This is a genomic window from Neobacillus paridis, assembly GCF_016765675.1.
Classification (GTDB): domain Bacteria; phylum Bacillota; class Bacilli; order Bacillales; family Cytobacillaceae; genus Neobacillus; species Neobacillus paridis.
This window is the reverse complement of sequence record NZ_JAESWB010000355.1, coordinates 14,747-32,359: the sequence shown is the minus strand read 5'-3', so window position 1 is coordinate 32,359 and position 17,613 is coordinate 14,747. Positions and strand designations below refer to the sequence as shown.

The following is a 17,613-nucleotide window of genomic DNA, read 5'->3' as shown; positions in this document are numbered from 1 at the left end:
TAAAACGGATCGCTTAGGTAAAAATTCTTAGTGTTCAAAAAACGGACTAATCGTCTTTACGCAAGCCTAATCCAAGCTCTTCTAGTTTTGCCTTCACTTCTTCAAGTGATTTACGGCCTAAATTCCGTACTTTCATCATATCTTCTTCAGTTTTGTTGGCCAATTCCTGAACCGTATTAATGCCAGCACGCTTTAAGCAGTTATATGAACGAACGGAAAGATCAAGTTCCTCAATGGTCATTTCGAGAACTTTTTCTTTTTGATCTTCTTCTTTTTCAATCATGATTTCAGCATTTTGCGCTTCATCCGTTAAGCCAACGAAGATATTTAAATGCTCCGTTAAAATTTTTGAACCAAGAGCAATTGCTTCCTTAGGTCCAGTGCTTCCATCTGTCCACACATCAAGTGTAAGCTTGTCGTAATTCGACAGTTGTCCTACACGAGTGTTCTCTACCTGATAAGACACACGAGAAACAGGCGTATAAATGGAATCAATCGGAATCACACCAATTGGCTGGTCTTCACGTTTATTTTGATCAGCCGGTGTATAACCACGGCCCCGTCTGGCTGTTAACCGCATACGGAGATGCCCATTTGCCGCTAATGTTGCAATATGAAGGTCTGGATTTAAGATCTCAACGTCACTATCATGGGTAATGTTCCCTGCTAGGACCGGACCAGGACCTTGCATATCAATCTCCAATGTTTTTTCTTCGTCAGAATAGATTTTTAAAGCAATTTTTTTGATGTTTAAGATAATGGAAGTTACATCCTCTACGACGCCTTCAATTGTTGAGAACTCATGAAGTACCCCATCGACCTGAATCGCGGTAACAGCGGCACCAGGCAGTGAAGATAAAAGGATACGACGTAAGGAGTTACCCAAAGTGGTACCATATCCACGCTCTAGTGGCTCTACGACGAACTTACCGTATTTGGCATCATCGCTGATCTCAACCGTTTCGATTTTTGGTTTTTCTATTTCGATCATCCATTAACCCTCCTTCAAAACGTCGAAACCTCAATTAGACAGTTGCTAATCGAAATTCCCCCATGTATATGTTCCCGTTTTTAAGCACAACAACTGGAATAAGTCTTCCGTATAAAGTTTACACAAATTCATATCATATCCCATTATAGACAGGTGATATAAATTCTATACAGAAAAATTATACACGACGACGTTTTGGCGGACGGCAGCCGTTATGTGGAACAGGTGTAACATCTTTAATAGCGGTAACTTCAAGACCAGCAGCTTGAAGTGCACGAATAGCAGCTTCACGTCCTGCACCAGGTCCTTTAACCGTTACTTCTAAAGTTTTCATTCCATGCTCCATCGATGCCTTTGCAGCTGTTTCTGCAGCCATTTGTGCGGCAAATGGAGTAGACTTACGAGAGCCTTTAAATCCAAGCGCCCCTGCACTTGACCATGAAATCGCATTTCCATGTACATCAGTGATGGTTACAATTGTATTATTGAAAGTTGAACGGATGTGTGCAACACCTGATTCAATATTCTTTTTTACACGACGTTTACGTGTATTTGTTTTACGTGCCATTTCATTTACCTCCTTTGCCGATTACTTCTTCTTGTTCGCTACAGTCTTACGAGGACCTTTGCGTGTACGAGCATTGTTTTTCGTATTTTGTCCACGAACCGGTAAGCCGCGGCGATGACGTAAGCCACGATAGCAGCCAATTTCCATCAAACGCTTAATGTTAAGAGAAACTTCACGACGAAGATCACCTTCAACTTTTAAGTGGTCGACAATATCACGGATTTTATCAAGTTCACTTTCCGTTAAATCACGTACACGTGTATCTTCTGAAACGCCAGCTTCCGCTAAGATTTTTTGCGCGGTATTTTTACCAATACCATAAATGTAAGTTAATGAGATTACTACACGTTTTTCACGTGGAATATCTACACCAGCAATACGTGCCATTTAGAATGTGCACCTCCCTCGAGTTTATCCTTGTTTTTGTTTATGTTTAGGGTTTTCACAGATAACCATAACTTTTCCGCGTCTACGGATAACTTTACATTTTTCGCAGATCGGTTTAACAGATGGTCTTACTTTCATTATCCTAACCTCCTTAATAGTACGGAGTGCAAGCGATTATTTAAAGCGGTACGTAATTCTTCCGCGTGTTAAGTCATATGGAGAAAGCTCAACAGTGACCTTATCACCAGGAAGAATACGAATAAAGTGCATTCGAATTTTTCCGGAAACATGAGCCAGCACTGTATGACCATTTTCTAATTCTACCTTAAACATCGCGTTTGGCAAAGTTTCAATGACTTTACCTTCAATTTCAATGACATCATCTTTGGCCATCGGTCTCGTCTCCCTTCTCATTTGGAAATAAGCGGTTCATTAAGACTAGTAATGTAAAGCGGGTCTTCCCATTCGTAAGTTGTTAGCAACCTTTCCAGTTTACCATACTGTACGTTATTTGTCCGCAAGTAAATTTTACTTAATGAAGGAATATTATCCTCATGTCATTCTTGCCCAACTCTCGGTCCTATATTCTTAGGACAATAGAAAAGCCAATTGCTTTCACATACTATCAAATCTTTAGGGAGATAATCGAGAGTCGCATGCCAGGATTTATCGGGTTGAACATTAACTGATAACCCTCAACAATTCTTCGATATCAGCAAAAACTTTTTTAATATCCTGCTGACCATCAATGTTGCGTAAATATCCTTTTGTTTCATAGAAAGTCAATAATGGTTCTTGTTGTTTGATATTGACATCTAATCTGTTTTGAACTGTATCCGCATTATCATCAGCCCGTTGGTAGAGCTCTCCGCCACAACGGTCACAAATGCCCTCTTTTGCCGGAGGGTTAAATACTAGATGATAGGTAGCACCACAGCTCTTACAGATCCTCCGTCCAGTCAAACGCTCCATTAAAATACTTTTATCAACATTAATATTAATGACATAATCAATTTTTTTACCCAACTCTTGTAACAGAGTTTCCAACGCTTCTGCCTGAGGTACGGTTCTCGGAAAACCATCCAGCAAGAAGCCTTGCTTACAGTCTTCTTTACTGAGCCGTTCACGGACAATCCCAATCGTAACTTCATCCGGGACCAGTTCACCTTTGTCCATGAATGACTTTGCTTGTAATCCTAACGCTGTTCCCTCTTTCATCGCTGCACGGAACATATCTCCTGTTGAGATATGAGGGATGCCGTATTTTTCAACGATTTGTTCTGCCTGCGTACCTTTACCGGCACCTGGAAGCCCCATTAATACTAAATTCACACGTGTTCCCCCTCGTGCTCTAAAGTAGGTTGATTGGGTCCTCTGTGTGAGGAACCCGTTCACCTGTTACTTAATAAAACCTTTATAATGACGTTTAACTAATTGTGCCTCAAGCTGCTTATATGTTTCCAGAGCAACCCCGACTACAATGAGCAGACTTGTTCCGCCGATTTGTGCAGATTGTGGCAGGTTGGCAATCTTAATAAAGAAGACCGGAAGCACCGCAATCACCGTAAGGAAAAGCGCTCCGACAAATGTTAAACGATATAAGACGCGTGTTAAATATTCCTGTGTGCTTTTACCAGGACGAATACCTGGAATATAGCCACTTTGCTTTTGTAAGTTTTCCGCTGCTTGTTCAGGATTAACTTGAATAAAAGCATAAAAATAAGTAAACGCGATAATTAAGGCAGCATATATGATCATCCCGATCGGGTGAGAGTAATCAAATACCTTCATAATCCACAGTGTTACACTATTTTGTGGAAAGAATGAGGCAATCGTTCTTGGTGTTACGAGAAAGGAGACAGCAAAGATAACTGGAATAACGCCAGCTGCATTTACCTTTAATGGCATATGGGTCGACTGACCGCCAACCGGATTCCGTCCTACTGCCATCCGTTTTGCATATTGAATCGGAATTTTACGTGTTGCTTGTTGAATGAAAATAACTCCAACAAAAATAGCAATAATTACTAATGCGATGACCAACATGGTTACAATACGGATGAATAATGCTTCTCCAGCATTTTCAAATTGTTGTACGTAAATTTGGTTTAAAACATTGGGAATACCAGCAACAATCCCAGCAAAAATGATGATGGAAATACCATTTCCAACACCTTTCTCTGTTATTTGCTCACCCAGCCACATTAAAAAGGCTGTGCCAGCTGTTAATACAACCGCAATTAGTAAATAAGTAGGAATTCCAGGGTTTTCAACTAATTGACCGCCTGCCAAATTATTAAAGCCATAGGACATCCCTAGAGCCTGGATAAATCCAAGAACTACGGTCATATAACGGGTAAGCTGGGCTGTCTTACGGCGTCCCGCCTCTCCTTGTTTAGACCACTCCGTTAACTTTGGTACTACATCCATTTGCAGGAGCTGGATAATAATCGAAGCTGTAATGTATGGCATAACACCCATGGCAAAGATGGAAAACTGTCTCAGTGCCCCACCGCCAAAGGTATTTAATATACCAAAAACACTTAACTTATCTTGATCTGCCAGCACCTCTGCATTTACGTTAGGTACCGGAATAAACGTACCCAGTCGGAAAACGACCAACATTAAAAGGGTGAATATGATCTTACGTCGTATATCACCCACGCGCATAAAATTGGAGAGTGTTTGGAACATTAGATCACCTCGGTAGTTCCACCGGCAGCTTCAATCGCTTCTTTAGCAGCAGAGGAGAATTTGTGAGCTTTGACAGTCAACTTTTTCTCTACGTTCCCTTTTGCAAGAATTTTAATTCCAGATTTTTCGTTACTTACGACACCCGTTTCAATCAGAAGTTCTGGAGTTACTTCTGTACCTTCTTCAAAACGGTTTAACACATCAAGGTTCACAATGGCGTACTCTTTACGGCTAATATTCGTAAAGCCCCGTTTCGGTAAACGGCGGGCTAACGGTGTTTGGCCACCTTCAAAACCAATGCGGACTCCACCGCCAGAACGGGCCTTTTGACCTTTATGACCTTTACCGGCAGTTTTCCCATTACCTGAGCCAATACCGCGTCCTTTACGTTTACGTTCCTGACGTGAACCTTCTGCAGGTTTTAATTCATGAAGTTTCATTTCGGCACCTCCTTATGAAAAACAACGTTCGATTATTGTTCTTTAACAGTTACAAGGTGAGCAACTTTATTGATCATGCCGCGAATGGCTGGATTATCTTGATGCTCAACTGTTTGATTTAATTTACGTAAGCCCAGTGCTTTAACTGTTTCGCGTTGGTCCTGCGGGCGACCGATCACGCTTTTGCTGAGGGTAATTACAAGTTTATTTGCCATTTGATTTCCCTCCTTATCCTAACAGTTCTTCTACTGATTTACCACGTAATTTCGCTACGTCTTCAGCACGTTTTAATTGTGTTAATCCTTGAATGGTTGCACGAATTACGTTAATTGGTGTATTTGTTCCTTGAGATTTGGAAAGGATATCCTGAACCCCAGCTAATTCAAGAACCGCACGAACTGGGCCACCTGCAATAACTCCGGTACCTTCTGCAGCCGGTTTTAACAAGACTTCGCCAGCTCCAAACCGTCCAACTACTTCGTGAGGAACAGTCGTTCCAACCATTGGTACTTCAATTAGATTTTTCTTGGCATCTTCAATTGCTTTACGAATTGCATCAGGAACTTCCTGTGCTTTACCGGTTCCGAAACCGACATGACCGTTTCTGTCTCCGACTACAACAAGTGCAGAGAAACGGAAACGACGTCCACCTTTTACAACCTTCGCAACACGGTTAACCGTAACTACGCGTTCTTCTAGTTCAAGCTTGTTTGGATCAATACGACGCATCTTTCTTTAGTCCCTCCTTTGTCTATTAAAATTGTAAGCCGTTTTCGCGTGCAGCATCGGCTAATGCTTGAATACGTCCATGGTATAGGTATCCTCCACGGTCAAACACAACAGCTGTAATACCTTTTTCCACCGCACGTTTTGCAACTAATTCTCCGACTTTTTTAGCTGCTTCGATATTGCTTGAAGACTCAAGGTTAAGCTCTTTATCTAGTGTAGAAGCACTTGCTAAAGTAACTCCTTTGCTGTCATCGATTAACTGAGCATAAATATGCTTATTTGAACGAAACACATTTAGACGTGGACGAGCTGAAGTTCCGCTTAATTTCGCGCGTACACGAGCATGTCTTTTACGGCGAACAGCGTTTTTATCTAGCTTCGTAATCATTTACGTCACTCCTTTCGTTTACCTATGCGGCATTACTTACCTGTTTTACCTTCTTTGCGGCGTACATATTCACCTTCATAGCGAATTCCTTTGCCTTTATAAGGCTCTGGAGGACGAACCGCACGAATATTGGCTGCCAATGCACCAACACGTTCTTTATCGGTACCTTTTACCGTAACCTTTGTATTGGATGGTACTTCAATTTCCAGGCCAGTTTCTGGTTCCATTTCTACAGGATGTGAATAACCAACGTTCAATACAAGCTTTTTACCTTGTTTTTGAGCACGGTATCCAACCCCGATTAGTTCTAGACTTTTCTCGAATCCTTTAGAAACACCCTCAACCATGTTCGCTAAGAGCGCACGAGTTGTTCCATGTAATGTGCGGTGTTCTTTTGAATCTGAAGGACGAGTAACTGTAACGATGTTTTCTTCAATATTAATAGTAATTTCCGGATTGAAAGAGCGAGTAAGCTCGCCTTTTGGGCCTTTTACGGTAACAGTATGATTGTTTAAAGAAACTGTTACACCTGCCGGAATTTCAATAGGTTTTTTTCCTACGCGAGACATTTAGTGCACCTCCATTCATTCAAAAACTCGACTTACCAAACGTAAGCTAATACTTCGCCACCGATTTGTTTTGCCCGAGCTTCTTTATCGGTTAAAACACCTTGTGAAGTTGATACAAGCGCAATACCCAGACCATTTAGGACACGTGGTACCTCATTTGATTTAGCATAAACCCGCAGGCCAGGCTTGCTAATGCGCTTCAAGCCAGTAATAACACGTTCATTATTTGCACCGTACTTTAAGAAGATACGGATAATTCCTTGTTTATTGTCATCGATATATTCAACATCACGTACGAAACCTTCACGTTTTAAGATTTCGGCGATTTCTTTTTTAATATTAGAAGCAGGTACTTCTAATTTTTCGTGACGTACCATATTCGCGTTGCGAATACGAGTAAGCATATCTGCAATCGGATCTGTCATGACCATTATTTTTACCTCCTTCCACAAACTCTAGTTTTACCAGCTAGCTTTTTTAACACCAGGAATTTGTCCTTTGTATGCTAATTCACGGAAACAAATACGGCAAAGCTTAAATTTGCGATATACAGAGTGTGGACGTCCGCAACGTTCGCAGCGTGTGTACTCTTGTACTTTGAATTTAGGCGTGCGTTTTTGTTTCGCAATCATTGACTTTTTAGCCACATTTTCGCCTCCCTTATTTAGCGATTACTTTTGGAATGGCATTCCAATTTGAGTTAAGAGCTCATGAGCTTCTTCATCAGTGTTGGCAGTAGTTACGATAACGATATCCATACCACGAACTTTGCTTACTTTATCGTAATCAATTTCAGGGAAGATTAGCTGCTCTTTAATACCTAATGTGTAGTTACCGCGACCATCGAAAGCTTTTTTAGAAACTCCACGGAAGTCACGTACACGAGGTAAAGATACAGAAACTAATTTATCCAGGAATTCGTACATGCGCTCACCACGAAGGGTAACTTTTGCACCGATCGGCATCCCTTCACGCAGACGGAATCCAGCAATTGATTTCTTCGCACGAGTTACCACAGGTTTTTGACCTGTAATTAAGGATAGTTCTTCTACTGCGTTATCAAGTGCTTTTGCATTTTGAACGGCGTCACCAACACCCATATTGATAACGACTTTTTCGATTTTTGGTACTTGCATAACAGATTTATAATTAAACTTGCTCATAAGAGCTGGGGTAATGTCTTTCACATATTTTTCTTTTAGGCGGTTCATTTCGTGTACCTCCCTTCTTCTATAAACTATTTATCTAAAACTTCACCGGATTTTGCTACGCGTACTTTTTTGCCATCAACCGTCTTATAACCTACACGAGTCGGGTTACCTGTCTTAGGATCGATAGGCATTACGTTTGATACATGAATTGGTGCCTCAAAGCTGAGGATTCCGCCTTGTGGATTTGCTTGAGAAGGTTTAGAGTGTTTTTTCACAATGTTTACACCTTCTACTAATACGCGGTTGTCTTTTGGATAAGCCGCCAGGATTACGCCTGTTTTGCCTTTATCCTTACCAGAGATGACTCTGACTTTATCACCCTTTTTTACATGCATCTATTCGCACCTCCTTAAAGGCAATTTAATTGATATTATAAAACTTCTGGAGCTAAAGAAATAATTTTCATAAAGTTGTTATCGCGAAGTTCACGGGCTACTGGTCCAAAGATACGAGTACCACGTGGGCTCTTATCTTCTTTAATAATCACACATGCGTTTTCATCAAAACGAATGTAGGAACCATCTGGCCGGCGTACACCGCTCTTAGTACGGACAACAACTGCTTTAACAACGTCACCTTTTTTAACAACGCCTCCTGGTGTTGCTTGTTTGACGGTACAAACGATCACATCACCAATGTTAGCCGTTTTGCGGCCTGAACCACCGAGAACTTTAATCGTCAGTACTTCACGAGCACCGGAGTTGTCAGCAACTTTCAAACGTGTTTCCTGTTGAATCATATGTGTAACCTCCCTTCGGAAAAGCTATCTTCCGAACAATTAAATAATAACAGCTTTTTCTACTATTTCAACTAGACGAAAGCGCTTTGTAGCTGAAAGCGGGCGAGTTTCCATTATACGTACGATGTCGCCAACTTTTGCTTGATTTTGCTCATCATGAGCTTTGAACTTTTTAGAGTACTTAACGCGTTTACCATAAAGCGGATGCTTTTTGTATGTTTCAACAAGAACGGTAACAGTTTTATCCATTTTGTCGGAAACAACGCGTCCAGTGTAAACCTTGCGGTGGTTACGTTCACTCATCAATGTGAACCTCCTCTCGAGTTTTACTTGTTAAAGCTGATTTCTCTTTCACGAATAACAGTCTTCATGCGAGCAATCGCTTTGCGTACTTCACGAATGCGAGCTGTATTTTCAAGTTGTCCTGTCGCCAATTGAAAGCGAAGGTTGAAAAGCTCTTCTTTTAGGGATTTAACTTTTTGTTCAATTTCAGCAGTGGTAAGGTCACGAATATCATTAGCTTTCATTTGATTCACCACCAATTTCTTCACGTTTTACAAACTTACATTTTACAGGAAGTTTGTGTGATGCTAGACGAAGAGCTTCACGAGCGATTTCTTCAGAAACACCGGCAATTTCAAACATTACTTTCCCTGGCTTTACCACAGCTACCCAGCCTTCTGGAGCACCTTTACCGGAACCCATCCGGACTTCTAGAGGCTTAGCAGTGTAAGGCTTATGAGGGAAAATTTTGATCCATACCTTACCGCCACGTTTCATGTAACGAGTCATCGCAATACGAGCCGCTTCAATTTGACGGTTTGTAATCCAAGAAGCTTCTGTTGCTTGTAAACCGAATTCACCGAAAGTTACTTCAGTACCGCCTTTTGCGTTTCCACGCATTTTCCCACGATGTTGACGGCGGAATTTTACGCGTTTTGGCAATAACATCTTATTTGCCTCCTTCCTCAGTTTTCTTCTTTGTAGGAAGGACCTCTCCACGATAGATCCATACTTTTACACCAAGCTTGCCATAAGTAGTGTCAGCTTCAGCTGTAGCATAATCGATATCAGCGCGAAGTGTATGAAGTGGAACTGTTCCTTCGCTGTAATGTTCTGCACGGGCGATATCAGCTCCGCCTAAACGACCGGATACCATTGTTTTAATACCTTGTGCACCAGCGCGCATGGCACGTTGAATAGCCTGCTTTTGGGCGCGACGGAAAGATACCCGATTTTCTAATTGGCGGGCGATATTTTCAGCAACTAGTTTCGCATCAATATCTGCCTTTTTAATTTCAAGAATATTGATGTGTACGCGTTTGCCGGTAAGTTGATTTAAAGCTTTACGAAGTGCCTCCACTTCTGTACCGCCTTTACCGATAACCATACCAGGCTTCGCAGTATGGACTGTTACGTTCACACGGTTAGCAGCGCGTTCAATTTCTACTTTGGATACAGAAGCATCTTTTAAACGCTTCGTGATGTATTCACGAACTTTAATGTCTTCGTGTAAAAGTTCAGCAAAGTCTTTGCCTGCGTACCATTTTGATTCCCAGTCACGGATGATCCCGATACGCATACCGACCGGATTTACTTTTTGACCCACAGATTATCCCTCCTTCTTCTCTGATAAAACGATTGTAATGTGGCTTGTGCGTTTATTAATTTGGCTTGCACGACCCATAGCGCGTGGGCGGAAACGTTTCAATGTTGGCCCTTCATCAACAAATGCTTGAGCTACAACCAGATCATTTACGTCCATTTCGTAATTGTGCTCAGCATTGGCCATAGCTGACTTTAATACTTTTTCAACGATTGGAGAAGCAGCCTTCGGAGTTAGTTTCAAAATGGCTACCGCTTCACCAACTTGCTTACCTCGGATTAAATCAACGACTAAACGTGCTTTACGAGGAGCAATTCGAACTGTTCTTGCAACAGCTTTTGCTTGCATTAGGATGCCCTCCTCTCTTAACGTCTTGTTTTCTTATCATCACCGGCATGACCTTTGTAGGTACGAGTTGGCGCAAATTCTCCAAGCTTGTGACCTACCATGTCTTCCGTAATATAAACAGGCACATGTTTACGGCCATCATATACAGCAATTGTGTGACCAATAAATTGTGGGAAGATCGTAGAACGGCGAGACCAAGTTTTAATTACTTGTTTCTTATCCGCTTCATTTAACTTTTCGACCTTAACCATTAAATGATCATCGACAAATGGTCCTTTTTTTAAGCTGCGACCCATGAATGAACCTCCCTTCGTGATTGCTCTACGGTTCTATCTTTGAACCGTAGTTCAATCCCGTTATTTTTTACGACGACGAATAATAAGTTTATCAGACTTGTTTTTCTTCTTACGAGTTTTGTAACCAAGAGTTGGTTTGCCCCAAGGTGTCATTGGTGATTTACGTCCGATAGGAGCACGACCTTCACCACCACCATGTGGGTGATCGTTAGGGTTCATAACAGAACCACGAACAGTTGGACGTTTACCTAACCAGCGTGAACGACCTGCTTTACCGACATTAATAAGTTCATGTTGCTCGTTCCCTACTTGACCTACAGATGCACGGCACTCTGCCAGGATCATGCGGACTTCACCAGAAGTTAAACGAACTAGAACATATTTGCCTTCTTTACCAAGTACTTGAGCACTGGTACCTGCAGAACGGACCAATTGACCGCCTTTTCCAGGTTTTAATTCGATATTGTGTACAACAGTACCAACAGGAATGTTAGCAAGTGGAAGTGCATTCCCCACTTTAATATCTGCCTCAGGACCAGACATAACTTCCATTCCAACTTCTAAATTTTTTGGAGCTAAGATATAACGCTTTTCTCCATCAGCATAATTAATTAACGCGATATTCGCGGAACGATTTGGATCGTATTCGATAGTGGCAACGCGTCCTGGAATGCCATCTTTATCGCGTTTAAAATCGATAAGACGATATTGACGCTTATGGCCGCCACCTTGATGACGAACAGTTAACTTACCTTGATTATTACGGCCGCCTCTCTTTTTCAATGGTGCTAAAAGAGATTTTTCTGGAGTGTCAGTAGTGATTTCTGCGAAATCTAATACTGTCATGCCACGACGACCATTAGAGGTAGGTTTGTACTTTTTAATCGCCATTTTATTTCCCTCCTCTTCTTGTCACATTTTATGATTCAAAGATCTCAATTTCTTTGCTGTCAGCAGTTAGCTTGACAATGGCCTTACGACGTTTGTTCGTGTATCCGCCAAATTTACCCATTCGCTTGAATTTGCCTTTATAGTTCATGATGTTTACTTTTTCTACTTCTACACCGAAGATTTCTTCAATTGCGTCTTTGACTTGAGTTTTGTTTGCTTTTACATCTACATCAAAAGTGTATTTTTTCTCAGCCATTAGATCAGTAGAACGTTCAGTGATAACGGGGCGCTTAATGATTTCGCGTGCATCCATTATGCAAGCACCTCCTCTACTTTTTCAACCGCTGCTTTGGTCATAATAAGTTGATCATGACCCACAACATCCAATACATTGATGCCATCTGCTGTTACGACCGTTACTCCCGGGATGTTACGAGCGGATAATGCTACGTTTTCATCCAAGTCAGCAGTAACAACTAACGCCTTTTTCTCAACAGAAAGGTTGTTTAAAACAGCTTTGAATTCTTTTGTTTTTGGAGCTTCGAAAGCTAAGTTCTCTAATACTATAAGATTTTCATCTAATACTTTAGAAGATAATGCCGATTTGATCGCTAAGCGACGAACCTTTTTCGGTAATTTATAGCTATAGCTGCGTGGCTGCGGACCAAATACAGTACCACCTCCGCGCCATTGTGGTGAGCGGATAGACCCTTGACGAGCACGGCCTGTTCCTTTTTGACGCCATGGTTTACGTCCACCGCCTGCAACTTCTGAACGGTTTTTAACTTTATGAGTCCCTTGACGTAATGAAGCCCTTTGCATCACAATTGCTTCAAATAATACGTGTTGGTTAGGTTCAATACCAAAAACGGATTCATTTAACTCGATTTCGCCGACTTGTGAACCGTTTTGGTTGAATAATGTTACTTTTGGCATTCTATTGTTCCTCCTTTCTTATGAAATCGTTATGCCTTTACCGCACTTTTGATTTTTAGTAATGCTTTTTTTGCACCTGGCACATTACCTTTAATTAAAAGCAAGTTGCGTTCTGTATCAACCTTAACGATCTCAAGGTTTTGAACTGTAACTTGTTCTCCGCCCATACGTCCTGGTAACATTTTACCTTTGAATACGCGGTTTGGAGCAACCGGTCCCATAGAACCAGGGCGACGATGATAACGTGAACCATGTGCCATCGGGCCGCGAGATTGTCCGTGGCGTTTGATCGAGCCTTGGAAACCTTTACCCTTTGAGATTCCTGTTACATCTACTAAATCGCCTGCAGCGAAAATATCAACTTTGACTTCTTGACCAACTTCATAGCCTGCTAAGTCATCTCCGCGAAATTCACGAACGAAGCGCTTAGGAGCAGTATTTGCTTTGCTAGCATGACCTTTTTCCGGCTTGTTGGCAAGCTTTTCGCGTTTATCTTCGAAACCAAGCTGTACGGCTTCATACCCGTCGTTTTCAACTGATTTCTTTTGAAGAACTACGTTTGGAGCTACCTCAACTACAGTTACCGGAATTAAATCACCGTTTTCTACAAATACTTGAGTCATACCAATCTTTCTTCCTAAGATTCCTTTGGTCATTTCAGTCACACCTCCTATTTTTCTTAACATTTATTTTGATTAGAGTTTAATTTCAATATCAACACCTGATGGCAAATCTAAACGCATGAGTGCATCCACAGTTTGTGGTGTTGGATTTACAATGTCGATTAGACGCTTATGTGTCCGCATTTCAAATTGTTCACGAGAATCTTTGTACTTGTGTACCGCACGAAGAATAGTGTAAACAGATTTTTCAGTTGGAAGCGGAATCGGACCAGAAACGGCTGCACCTGAACGTTTTGCTGTTTCAACAATTTTTTCAGCGGATTGATCAAGAATTCTGTGATCATATGCCTTTAAGCGGATACGAATTTTTTGTTTTGCCATTATTTTCCCTCCTTTATTCGCCTATTTTTAAAATAGACATTCTCCGTGAGAATTTCCCTAACACAGCGCCATGGCAAAGCGGCCGGGTGTGTCAGCAACCTCCCACATCATCGCAGTCAAAGACCAACATTGTTAATTATACATAAAACACAGGGTGAACGCAACATTTATCTTGCATTCACTGCGGTGAATTTCACTTTTCCTATTATAGCGGGCGATGTTGTCTTTTTCAATAGCTTTAAAACACCCACCAATAATTCCTAATTACCGTCTTTAGAGTCAGAAAATGATTAATATATTATAATAGAAGAAACGTATGGTAATTAGATGAAAAAACAGCTGGATCCTAGGTTTCCAGCTGCTTTCATGAATTCATTTATTATTCGATAACGGTAGTGATTGAACCAGAACCTACAGTACGTCCACCTTCACGGATAGAGAACTTAGTTCCTTCTTCAATCGCAACTGGAGCGATAAGCTCAACAGTCATTTCAGTATTATCGCCAGGCATTACCATTTCAGTACCTTCTGGTAGAGTAATGATACCAGTAATATCAGAAGTACGGAAATAGAATTGTGGACGATAGTTTGAGAAGAATGGAGTATGACGTCCGCCTTCTTCTTTAGATAATACGTAAACTTGTGCTTTAAACTTTTTGTGTGGAGTGATGGATTTTGGCTTAGCCAAAACTTGTCCGCGCTCAACTTCTTCACGAGAAACACCACGTAGAAGGGCACCGATGTTGTCACCAGCTTCAGCAAAGTCTAATAGTTTACGGAACATTTCTACACCAGTTACAGTAGTAGATTTTGGCTCTTCAGTGAAACCAACGATCTCAACTACGTCACCGACTTTAACCATACCACGCTCTACACGGCCGGTAGCAACTGTACCACGACCAGTAATGGAGAATACGTCTTCAACTGGCATCATGAATGGTTTGTCGTTGTCACGAGTTGGAGTTGGAATATATTCGTCAACCGCGTTCATAAGTTCAACGATTTTTTCTTCCCATTGAGCATCGCCTTCTAATGCTTTCAGAGCGGAACCTTTGATGATCGGAATATCATCACCAGGGAAGTCGTATTCTGATAGAAGGTCACGAACTTCCATTTCAACTAATTCTAAAAGTTCTTCGTCGTCAACCATGTCGCATTTGTTTAAGAATACAACGATGTAAGGTACACCTACTTGACGAGATAGAAGAATGTGCTCACGAGTTTGTGGCATTGGACCGTCTGCTGCAGATACAACTAGAATCGCACCGTCCATTTGGGCAGCACCAGTGATCATGTTTTTAACATAGTCAGCGTGTCCTGGGCAGTCAACGTGTGCATAGTGACGATTATCAGTTTCATACTCAACGTGTGCAGTAGAGATTGTAATACCACGTTCTCTTTCTTCTGGAGCACCGTCGATTTGATCATATGCACGAGCTTCTGCTTTACCTTGTTTTGCAAGAACAGAAGTGATTGCAGCTGTTAAAGTAGTTTTACCGTGGTCAACGTGACCAATTGTACCAATATTAACGTGTGGTTTTGAGCGGTCAAATTTCGCTTTTGCCATTTTAGAAAATCCTCCTTTGGATTAAATTGTTAAGTATATTTAAGTGGAAACTGTAATACCAGGAGTTCCTGTGATTACAGCCTCCATTCTTACTAAAATAGTTATACTTTAAAGAATAGGGAAAATCAATTATTCCCCTTTATTTTTTTTGATAATTTCATCAGAAATTGATTTTGGAACCTCTTCGTAATGATCAAAGTGCATGGTAAATACACCGCGACCTTGAGTGCTTGAACGAAGAGCTGTAGCATAACCAAACATTTCTGAAAGTGGAACCATTGCGCGAACAACTTGGGCATTGCCGCGTGCTTCCATTCCCTCAACACGGCCGCGGCGGGCAGTAAGTTGTCCCATAATATCTCCTAAGTATTCTTCAGGAATAACAACCTCTACTCTCATGACCGGTTCGAGAATAACTGGATTACACTTTGCTGCTGCATTTTTTAATGCTAATGAAGCTGCGATTTTAAATGCCATTTCTGATGAGTCAACATCATGGTATGAACCATCAAATAATTTCGCTTTGATGTCAACCATTGGATAACCGGCAAGCACGCCGCGTTCAAGCGCATCTTTTAATCCTGCTTCAACTGCAGGGATGTACTCACGCGGAACGACACCACCGACAATAGCATTTTCAAATTCAAAGCCTTTTCCTTCTTCATTTGGTGAGAATTCGATCCAAACATCCCCGTATTGGCCACGTCCACCTGATTGGCGCGCGAACTTACCTTGAACTTGTGCAGTTCCACGGAATGTTTCGCGATAGGCTACCTGCGGAGCACCTACGTTTGCTTCAACTTTAAATTCACGCTTCATCCGGTCAACGATGATATCAAGGTGAAGTTCACCCATACCAGCGATAATCGTTTGTCCGGTTTCAGGATTTGTTGAAGCCCGGAATGTTGGGTCTTCCTCTTGAAGTTTCTGTAATGCAGTGGCCATTTTGTCTTGGTCTGCTTTTGACTTTGGTTCTACCGAAAGTTCGATAACCGGCTCAGGGAATACCATTGACTCTAGGATAACCAGGTTTTTCTCATCACATAGAGTGTCGCCCGTTGCCGTATCTTTTAAACCTACAGCTGCAGCGATGTCACCGGCATATACTTGAGAAATTTCTTGACGGTGATTTGCGTGCATTTGCAGAATCCGTCCGATACGTTCCCGCTTTCCTTTAGTAGAGTTTTGGACATAGGATCCGGACTCCAGTGTACCAGAGTATACACGGAAGAATGTTAATTTACCGACATAAGGGTCAGTCATAACTTTGAATGCAAGAGCAGAGAATGGCTCATCATCACTTGAGTGACGTTCAATAATTTCATCCTCGTCATCCACTGCATGTCCTTTAATAGAAGGAACATCTAATGGAGATGGAAGATAATCAATAACAGCATCAAGCATTGGTTGTACGCCTTTGTTTTTAAAGGCTGAACCACAAAGTACAGGATAGAATTCTACATTAACAGTACCTTTACGAATCCCTGCTTTCAGTTCTTCGACAGTAATTTCTTCACCGCCAAGGTACTTCTCCATTAATTCTTCATCAATTTCAGCAACAGCTTCAATTAATTTTTCACGGTACTCTTCAGCTTGAGCTTTGTACTCTTCAGGAATTTCTGTTTCCTCTATATCTGTCCCCAGGTCATTTCCATAAATTTCCGCTTTCATTTCGACCAGGTCAATAATGCCTTTAAATTGGTCTTCAGCACCAATTGGCAGCTGAATTGGATGGGCATTCGCTTGCAGACGTTCATGCAATGTTTTTACAGAGTATAAGAAGTCTGCGCCGATTTTATCCATTTTATTAACAAACACGATTCGCGGCACGCCGTATGTTGTTGCTTGGCGCCAAACGGTTTCTGTTTGTGGTTCTACTCCAGACTGGGCATCAAGAACGGCAACAGCACCATCAAGTACGCGAAGAGAACGTTCTACTTCAACGGTAAAGTCTACGTGTCCTGGAGTGTCAATGATATTAACGCGGTGATTCTTCCATTGCGCGGTAGTTGCAGCAGAAGTAATCGTAATTCCGCGTTCCTGCTCTTGTTCCATCCAGTCCATTTGAGACGCACCTTCATGAGTTTCACCGATTTTATGAATTTTACCAGTGTAATAAAGGATACGCTCAGTGGTCGTGGTTTTCCCGGCGTCGATGTGTGCCATGATGCCTATATTACGAGTCTTTTCTAAGGAGAACTCTCTTGCCATTTAAGTCTTTCTCCTTCCTAGTAAGAATGTATTTTTGA

The 17,613-nt window shown here is 41.6% G+C and carries 30 protein-coding genes; all 30 read right to left on the bottom strand.

Going from position 1 to position 17,613, the window contains the following annotated elements; genetic code table 11:
* Positions 1 to 46 precede the first annotated feature (46 nt).
* The 30 genes from JK635_RS20710 to fusA all read right to left on the bottom strand — a co-directional run bounded on the left by JK635_RS20710 (position 47) and on the right by fusA (position 17,575).
* Positions 47 to 991, bottom strand: a complete 945-nt coding sequence (locus JK635_RS20710) for a DNA-directed RNA polymerase subunit alpha (protein WP_202655827.1) — start codon at positions 989 to 991, stop codon at positions 47 to 49.
* 178 nt (positions 992 to 1,169) lie between these two features.
* A complete protein-coding gene (rpsK, locus tag JK635_RS20705; RefSeq protein WP_202655826.1) occupies positions 1,170 to 1,559 on the bottom strand; it encodes a 30S ribosomal protein S11 in 390 nt (129 codons plus the stop codon).
* 21 nt (positions 1,560 to 1,580) lie between these two features.
* Entirely contained in the window at positions 1,581 to 1,946 is a 366-nt protein-coding gene (gene rpsM / locus JK635_RS20700; protein ID WP_202655825.1) for a 30S ribosomal protein S13, read from the bottom strand.
* Positions 1,947 to 1,970: 24 nt separating this feature from the next.
* Positions 1,971 to 2,084: a 50S ribosomal protein L36 gene (gene rpmJ / locus JK635_RS20695; protein ID WP_000868344.1), complete on the bottom strand. Its 114-nt coding sequence runs from the start codon at positions 2,082 to 2,084 to the stop codon at positions 1,971 to 1,973.
* Between the two features lie 36 nt (positions 2,085 to 2,120).
* Positions 2,121 to 2,339, bottom strand: coding sequence for a translation initiation factor IF-1 (gene infA, locus JK635_RS20690; RefSeq protein ID WP_007085268.1), 219 nt, complete (start codon positions 2,337 to 2,339; stop codon positions 2,121 to 2,123).
* Between the two features lie 288 nt (positions 2,340 to 2,627).
* On the bottom strand, positions 2,628 to 3,278 hold the full coding sequence (locus tag JK635_RS20685) for an adenylate kinase (RefSeq protein WP_202655824.1): 651 nt from the start codon (positions 3,276 to 3,278) through the stop codon (positions 2,628 to 2,630).
* A gap of 66 nt (positions 3,279 to 3,344) precedes the next feature.
* Positions 3,345 to 4,640 carry a preprotein translocase subunit SecY gene (gene secY / locus JK635_RS20680; RefSeq protein ID WP_202655823.1) on the bottom strand — a complete coding sequence of 432 codons (1,296 nt, stop codon included), beginning with the start codon at positions 4,638 to 4,640 and terminating at the stop codon, positions 3,345 to 3,347.
* Positions 4,640 to 5,080, bottom strand: a complete 441-nt coding sequence (gene rplO, locus JK635_RS20675) for a 50S ribosomal protein L15 (protein ID WP_202655822.1) — start codon at positions 5,078 to 5,080, stop codon at positions 4,640 to 4,642. The genes secY and rplO overlap by 1 nt, the downstream gene beginning before the upstream one ends.
* A gap of 32 nt (positions 5,081 to 5,112) precedes the next feature.
* Positions 5,113 to 5,295: a 50S ribosomal protein L30 gene (rpmD, locus tag JK635_RS20670; protein ID WP_202655821.1), complete on the bottom strand. Its 183-nt coding sequence runs from the start codon at positions 5,293 to 5,295 to the stop codon at positions 5,113 to 5,115.
* Positions 5,296 to 5,308: 13 nt separating this feature from the next.
* On the bottom strand, positions 5,309 to 5,809 hold the full coding sequence (gene rpsE / locus JK635_RS20665) for a 30S ribosomal protein S5 (RefSeq protein WP_202655820.1): 501 nt from the start codon (positions 5,807 to 5,809) through the stop codon (positions 5,309 to 5,311).
* A 25-nt stretch (positions 5,810 to 5,834) separates the two neighbouring features.
* A complete protein-coding gene (gene rplR / locus JK635_RS20660) occupies positions 5,835 to 6,197 on the bottom strand; it encodes a 50S ribosomal protein L18 (protein WP_202655819.1) in 363 nt (120 codons plus the stop codon).
* A 32-nt stretch (positions 6,198 to 6,229) separates the two neighbouring features.
* Positions 6,230 to 6,766 (bottom strand): 50S ribosomal protein L6, encoded by a 537-nt coding sequence (gene rplF, locus JK635_RS20655; protein WP_202655818.1) that lies wholly within the window; start codon positions 6,764 to 6,766, stop codon positions 6,230 to 6,232.
* 32 nt (positions 6,767 to 6,798) lie between these two features.
* Positions 6,799 to 7,197, bottom strand: a complete 399-nt coding sequence (gene rpsH, locus JK635_RS20650; protein ID WP_202655817.1) for a 30S ribosomal protein S8 — start codon at positions 7,195 to 7,197, stop codon at positions 6,799 to 6,801.
* A 30-nt stretch (positions 7,198 to 7,227) separates the two neighbouring features.
* The gene (rpsN, locus tag JK635_RS20645) at positions 7,228 to 7,413 is read right to left on the bottom strand and encodes a 30S ribosomal protein S14 (protein WP_001085700.1); all 186 of its coding nucleotides are present in this window, start codon (positions 7,411 to 7,413) and stop codon (positions 7,228 to 7,230) included.
* Positions 7,414 to 7,437: 24 nt separating this feature from the next.
* Positions 7,438 to 7,977, bottom strand: a complete 540-nt coding sequence (gene rplE / locus JK635_RS20640) for a 50S ribosomal protein L5 (protein WP_202655816.1) — start codon at positions 7,975 to 7,977, stop codon at positions 7,438 to 7,440.
* A 26-nt stretch (positions 7,978 to 8,003) separates the two neighbouring features.
* Positions 8,004 to 8,312: a 50S ribosomal protein L24 gene (rplX, locus tag JK635_RS20635; RefSeq protein ID WP_202655815.1), complete on the bottom strand. Its 309-nt coding sequence runs from the start codon at positions 8,310 to 8,312 to the stop codon at positions 8,004 to 8,006.
* A 35-nt stretch (positions 8,313 to 8,347) separates the two neighbouring features.
* Positions 8,348 to 8,716: a 50S ribosomal protein L14 gene (gene rplN, locus JK635_RS20630; protein WP_202655814.1), complete on the bottom strand. Its 369-nt coding sequence runs from the start codon at positions 8,714 to 8,716 to the stop codon at positions 8,348 to 8,350.
* Positions 8,717 to 8,755: 39 nt separating this feature from the next.
* Complete coding sequence (gene rpsQ / locus JK635_RS20625) at positions 8,756 to 9,019, bottom strand: 30S ribosomal protein S17 (RefSeq protein WP_202655813.1); 264 nt, start codon at positions 9,017 to 9,019, stop codon at positions 8,756 to 8,758.
* A 23-nt stretch (positions 9,020 to 9,042) separates the two neighbouring features.
* The gene (rpmC, locus tag JK635_RS20620) at positions 9,043 to 9,243 is read right to left on the bottom strand and encodes a 50S ribosomal protein L29 (protein WP_202655812.1); all 201 of its coding nucleotides are present in this window, start codon (positions 9,241 to 9,243) and stop codon (positions 9,043 to 9,045) included.
* Positions 9,233 to 9,667 (bottom strand): 50S ribosomal protein L16, encoded by a 435-nt coding sequence (gene rplP, locus JK635_RS20615; protein WP_202655811.1) that lies wholly within the window; start codon positions 9,665 to 9,667, stop codon positions 9,233 to 9,235. Before rplP ends, rpmC begins: the two co-directional genes overlap by 11 nt.
* A 1-nt stretch (position 9,668) precedes the next feature.
* Complete coding sequence (gene rpsC, locus JK635_RS20610) at positions 9,669 to 10,325, bottom strand: 30S ribosomal protein S3 (RefSeq protein ID WP_202655810.1); 657 nt, start codon at positions 10,323 to 10,325, stop codon at positions 9,669 to 9,671.
* Positions 10,326 to 10,328: 3 nt separating this feature from the next.
* The gene (gene rplV / locus JK635_RS20605) at positions 10,329 to 10,670 is read right to left on the bottom strand and encodes a 50S ribosomal protein L22 (protein ID WP_202655809.1); all 342 of its coding nucleotides are present in this window, start codon (positions 10,668 to 10,670) and stop codon (positions 10,329 to 10,331) included.
* A gap of 17 nt (positions 10,671 to 10,687) precedes the next feature.
* Complete coding sequence (gene rpsS / locus JK635_RS20600; RefSeq protein WP_202655808.1) at positions 10,688 to 10,966, bottom strand: 30S ribosomal protein S19; 279 nt, start codon at positions 10,964 to 10,966, stop codon at positions 10,688 to 10,690.
* A 60-nt stretch (positions 10,967 to 11,026) separates the two neighbouring features.
* Positions 11,027 to 11,857, bottom strand: coding sequence for a 50S ribosomal protein L2 (rplB, locus tag JK635_RS20595; protein ID WP_202655807.1), 831 nt, complete (start codon positions 11,855 to 11,857; stop codon positions 11,027 to 11,029).
* Between the two features lie 28 nt (positions 11,858 to 11,885).
* Positions 11,886 to 12,170: a 50S ribosomal protein L23 gene (gene rplW, locus JK635_RS20590; RefSeq protein WP_202655806.1), complete on the bottom strand. Its 285-nt coding sequence runs from the start codon at positions 12,168 to 12,170 to the stop codon at positions 11,886 to 11,888.
* The gene (rplD, locus tag JK635_RS20585; protein WP_202655805.1) at positions 12,170 to 12,793 is read right to left on the bottom strand and encodes a 50S ribosomal protein L4; all 624 of its coding nucleotides are present in this window, start codon (positions 12,791 to 12,793) and stop codon (positions 12,170 to 12,172) included. Before rplD ends, rplW begins: the two co-directional genes overlap by 1 nt.
* Before the next feature lie 29 nt (positions 12,794 to 12,822).
* Complete coding sequence (gene rplC / locus JK635_RS20580; protein ID WP_202655804.1) at positions 12,823 to 13,449, bottom strand: 50S ribosomal protein L3; 627 nt, start codon at positions 13,447 to 13,449, stop codon at positions 12,823 to 12,825.
* Between the two features lie 39 nt (positions 13,450 to 13,488).
* Positions 13,489 to 13,797 (bottom strand): 30S ribosomal protein S10, encoded by a 309-nt coding sequence (gene rpsJ, locus JK635_RS20575; protein WP_007085291.1) that lies wholly within the window; start codon positions 13,795 to 13,797, stop codon positions 13,489 to 13,491.
* Between the two features lie 379 nt (positions 13,798 to 14,176).
* Entirely contained in the window at positions 14,177 to 15,364 is a 1,188-nt protein-coding gene (tuf, locus tag JK635_RS20570; RefSeq protein WP_202655803.1) for an elongation factor Tu, read from the bottom strand.
* A gap of 129 nt (positions 15,365 to 15,493) precedes the next feature.
* Positions 15,494 to 17,575, bottom strand: coding sequence for an elongation factor G (fusA, locus tag JK635_RS20565; RefSeq protein WP_202655802.1), 2,082 nt, complete (start codon positions 17,573 to 17,575; stop codon positions 15,494 to 15,496).
* Positions 17,576 to 17,613 lie beyond the last annotated feature (38 nt).

What these genes read in the sequence shown, in the direction of transcription:
- rpsH (WP_202655817.1), bottom strand. Translation starts at nt 7,197, where the DNA reads ATGGTCATGACAGATCCGATTGCAGATATGCTTACTCGTATTCGCAAC.
- rpmJ (WP_000868344.1), bottom strand. Translation starts at nt 2,084, where the DNA reads ATGAAAGTAAGACCATCTGTTAAACCGATCTGCGAAAAATGTAAAGTT.
- rplX (WP_202655815.1), bottom strand. Translation starts at nt 8,312, where the DNA reads ATGCATGTAAAAAAGGGTGATAAAGTCAGAGTCATCTCTGGTAAGGAT.
- rpsS (WP_202655808.1), bottom strand. Translation starts at nt 10,966, where the DNA reads ATGGGTCGCAGCTTAAAAAAAGGACCATTTGTCGATGATCATTTAATG.
- rpsJ (WP_007085291.1), bottom strand. Translation starts at nt 13,797, where the DNA reads ATGGCAAAACAAAAAATTCGTATCCGCTTAAAGGCATATGATCACAGA.
- fusA (WP_202655802.1), bottom strand. Translation starts at nt 17,575, where the DNA reads ATGGCAAGAGAGTTCTCCTTAGAAAAGACTCGTAATATAGGCATCATG.
- rpsK (WP_202655826.1), bottom strand. Translation starts at nt 1,559, where the DNA reads ATGGCACGTAAAACAAATACACGTAAACGTCGTGTAAAAAAGAATATT.
- tuf (WP_202655803.1), bottom strand. Translation starts at nt 15,364, where the DNA reads ATGGCAAAAGCGAAATTTGACCGCTCAAAACCACACGTTAATATTGGT.
- secY (WP_202655823.1), bottom strand. Translation starts at nt 4,640, where the DNA reads ATGTTCCAAACACTCTCCAATTTTATGCGCGTGGGTGATATACGACGT.
- rplC (WP_202655804.1), bottom strand. Translation starts at nt 13,449, where the DNA reads ATGACCAAAGGAATCTTAGGAAGAAAGATTGGTATGACTCAAGTATTT.
- rpmC (WP_202655812.1), bottom strand. Translation starts at nt 9,243, where the DNA reads ATGAAAGCTAATGATATTCGTGACCTTACCACTGCTGAAATTGAACAA.
- rpsE (WP_202655820.1), bottom strand. Translation starts at nt 5,809, where the DNA reads ATGCGTCGTATTGATCCAAACAAGCTTGAACTAGAAGAACGCGTAGTT.
- rplO (WP_202655822.1), bottom strand. Translation starts at nt 5,080, where the DNA reads ATGAAACTTCATGAATTAAAACCTGCAGAAGGTTCACGTCAGGAACGT.
- rplW (WP_202655806.1), bottom strand. Translation starts at nt 12,170, where the DNA reads ATGGATGCACGCGAAATCATTAAGCGCCCCGTTATCACTGAACGTTCT.
- rpmD (WP_202655821.1), bottom strand. Translation starts at nt 5,295, where the DNA reads ATGGCAAATAAACTTGTAATTACCCTCAGCAAAAGCGTGATCGGTCGC.
- rpsQ (WP_202655813.1), bottom strand. Translation starts at nt 9,019, where the DNA reads ATGAGTGAACGTAACCACCGCAAGGTTTACACTGGACGCGTTGTTTCC.
- rplD (WP_202655805.1), bottom strand. Translation starts at nt 12,793, where the DNA reads ATGCCAAAAGTAACATTATTCAACCAAAACGGTTCACAAGTCGGCGAA.
- rplN (WP_202655814.1), bottom strand. Translation starts at nt 8,716, where the DNA reads ATGATTCAACAGGAAACACGTTTGAAAGTTGCTGACAACTCCGGTGCT.
- rpsM (WP_202655825.1), bottom strand. Translation starts at nt 1,946, where the DNA reads ATGGCACGTATTGCTGGTGTAGATATTCCACGTGAAAAACGTGTAGTA.
- JK635_RS20710 (WP_202655827.1), bottom strand. Translation starts at nt 991, where the DNA reads ATGATCGAAATAGAAAAACCAAAAATCGAAACGGTTGAGATCAGCGAT.
- infA (WP_007085268.1), bottom strand. Translation starts at nt 2,339, where the DNA reads ATGGCCAAAGATGATGTCATTGAAATTGAAGGTAAAGTCATTGAAACT.
- rplP (WP_202655811.1), bottom strand. Translation starts at nt 9,667, where the DNA reads ATGTTATTGCCAAAACGCGTAAAATTCCGCCGTCAACATCGTGGGAAA.
- rplE (WP_202655816.1), bottom strand. Translation starts at nt 7,977, where the DNA reads ATGAACCGCCTAAAAGAAAAATATGTGAAAGACATTACCCCAGCTCTT.
- rplF (WP_202655818.1), bottom strand. Translation starts at nt 6,766, where the DNA reads ATGTCTCGCGTAGGAAAAAAACCTATTGAAATTCCGGCAGGTGTAACA.
- rplR (WP_202655819.1), bottom strand. Translation starts at nt 6,197, where the DNA reads ATGATTACGAAGCTAGATAAAAACGCTGTTCGCCGTAAAAGACATGCT.
- rplB (WP_202655807.1), bottom strand. Translation starts at nt 11,857, where the DNA reads ATGGCGATTAAAAAGTACAAACCTACCTCTAATGGTCGTCGTGGCATG.
- rplV (WP_202655809.1), bottom strand. Translation starts at nt 10,670, where the DNA reads ATGCAAGCAAAAGCTGTTGCAAGAACAGTTCGAATTGCTCCTCGTAAA.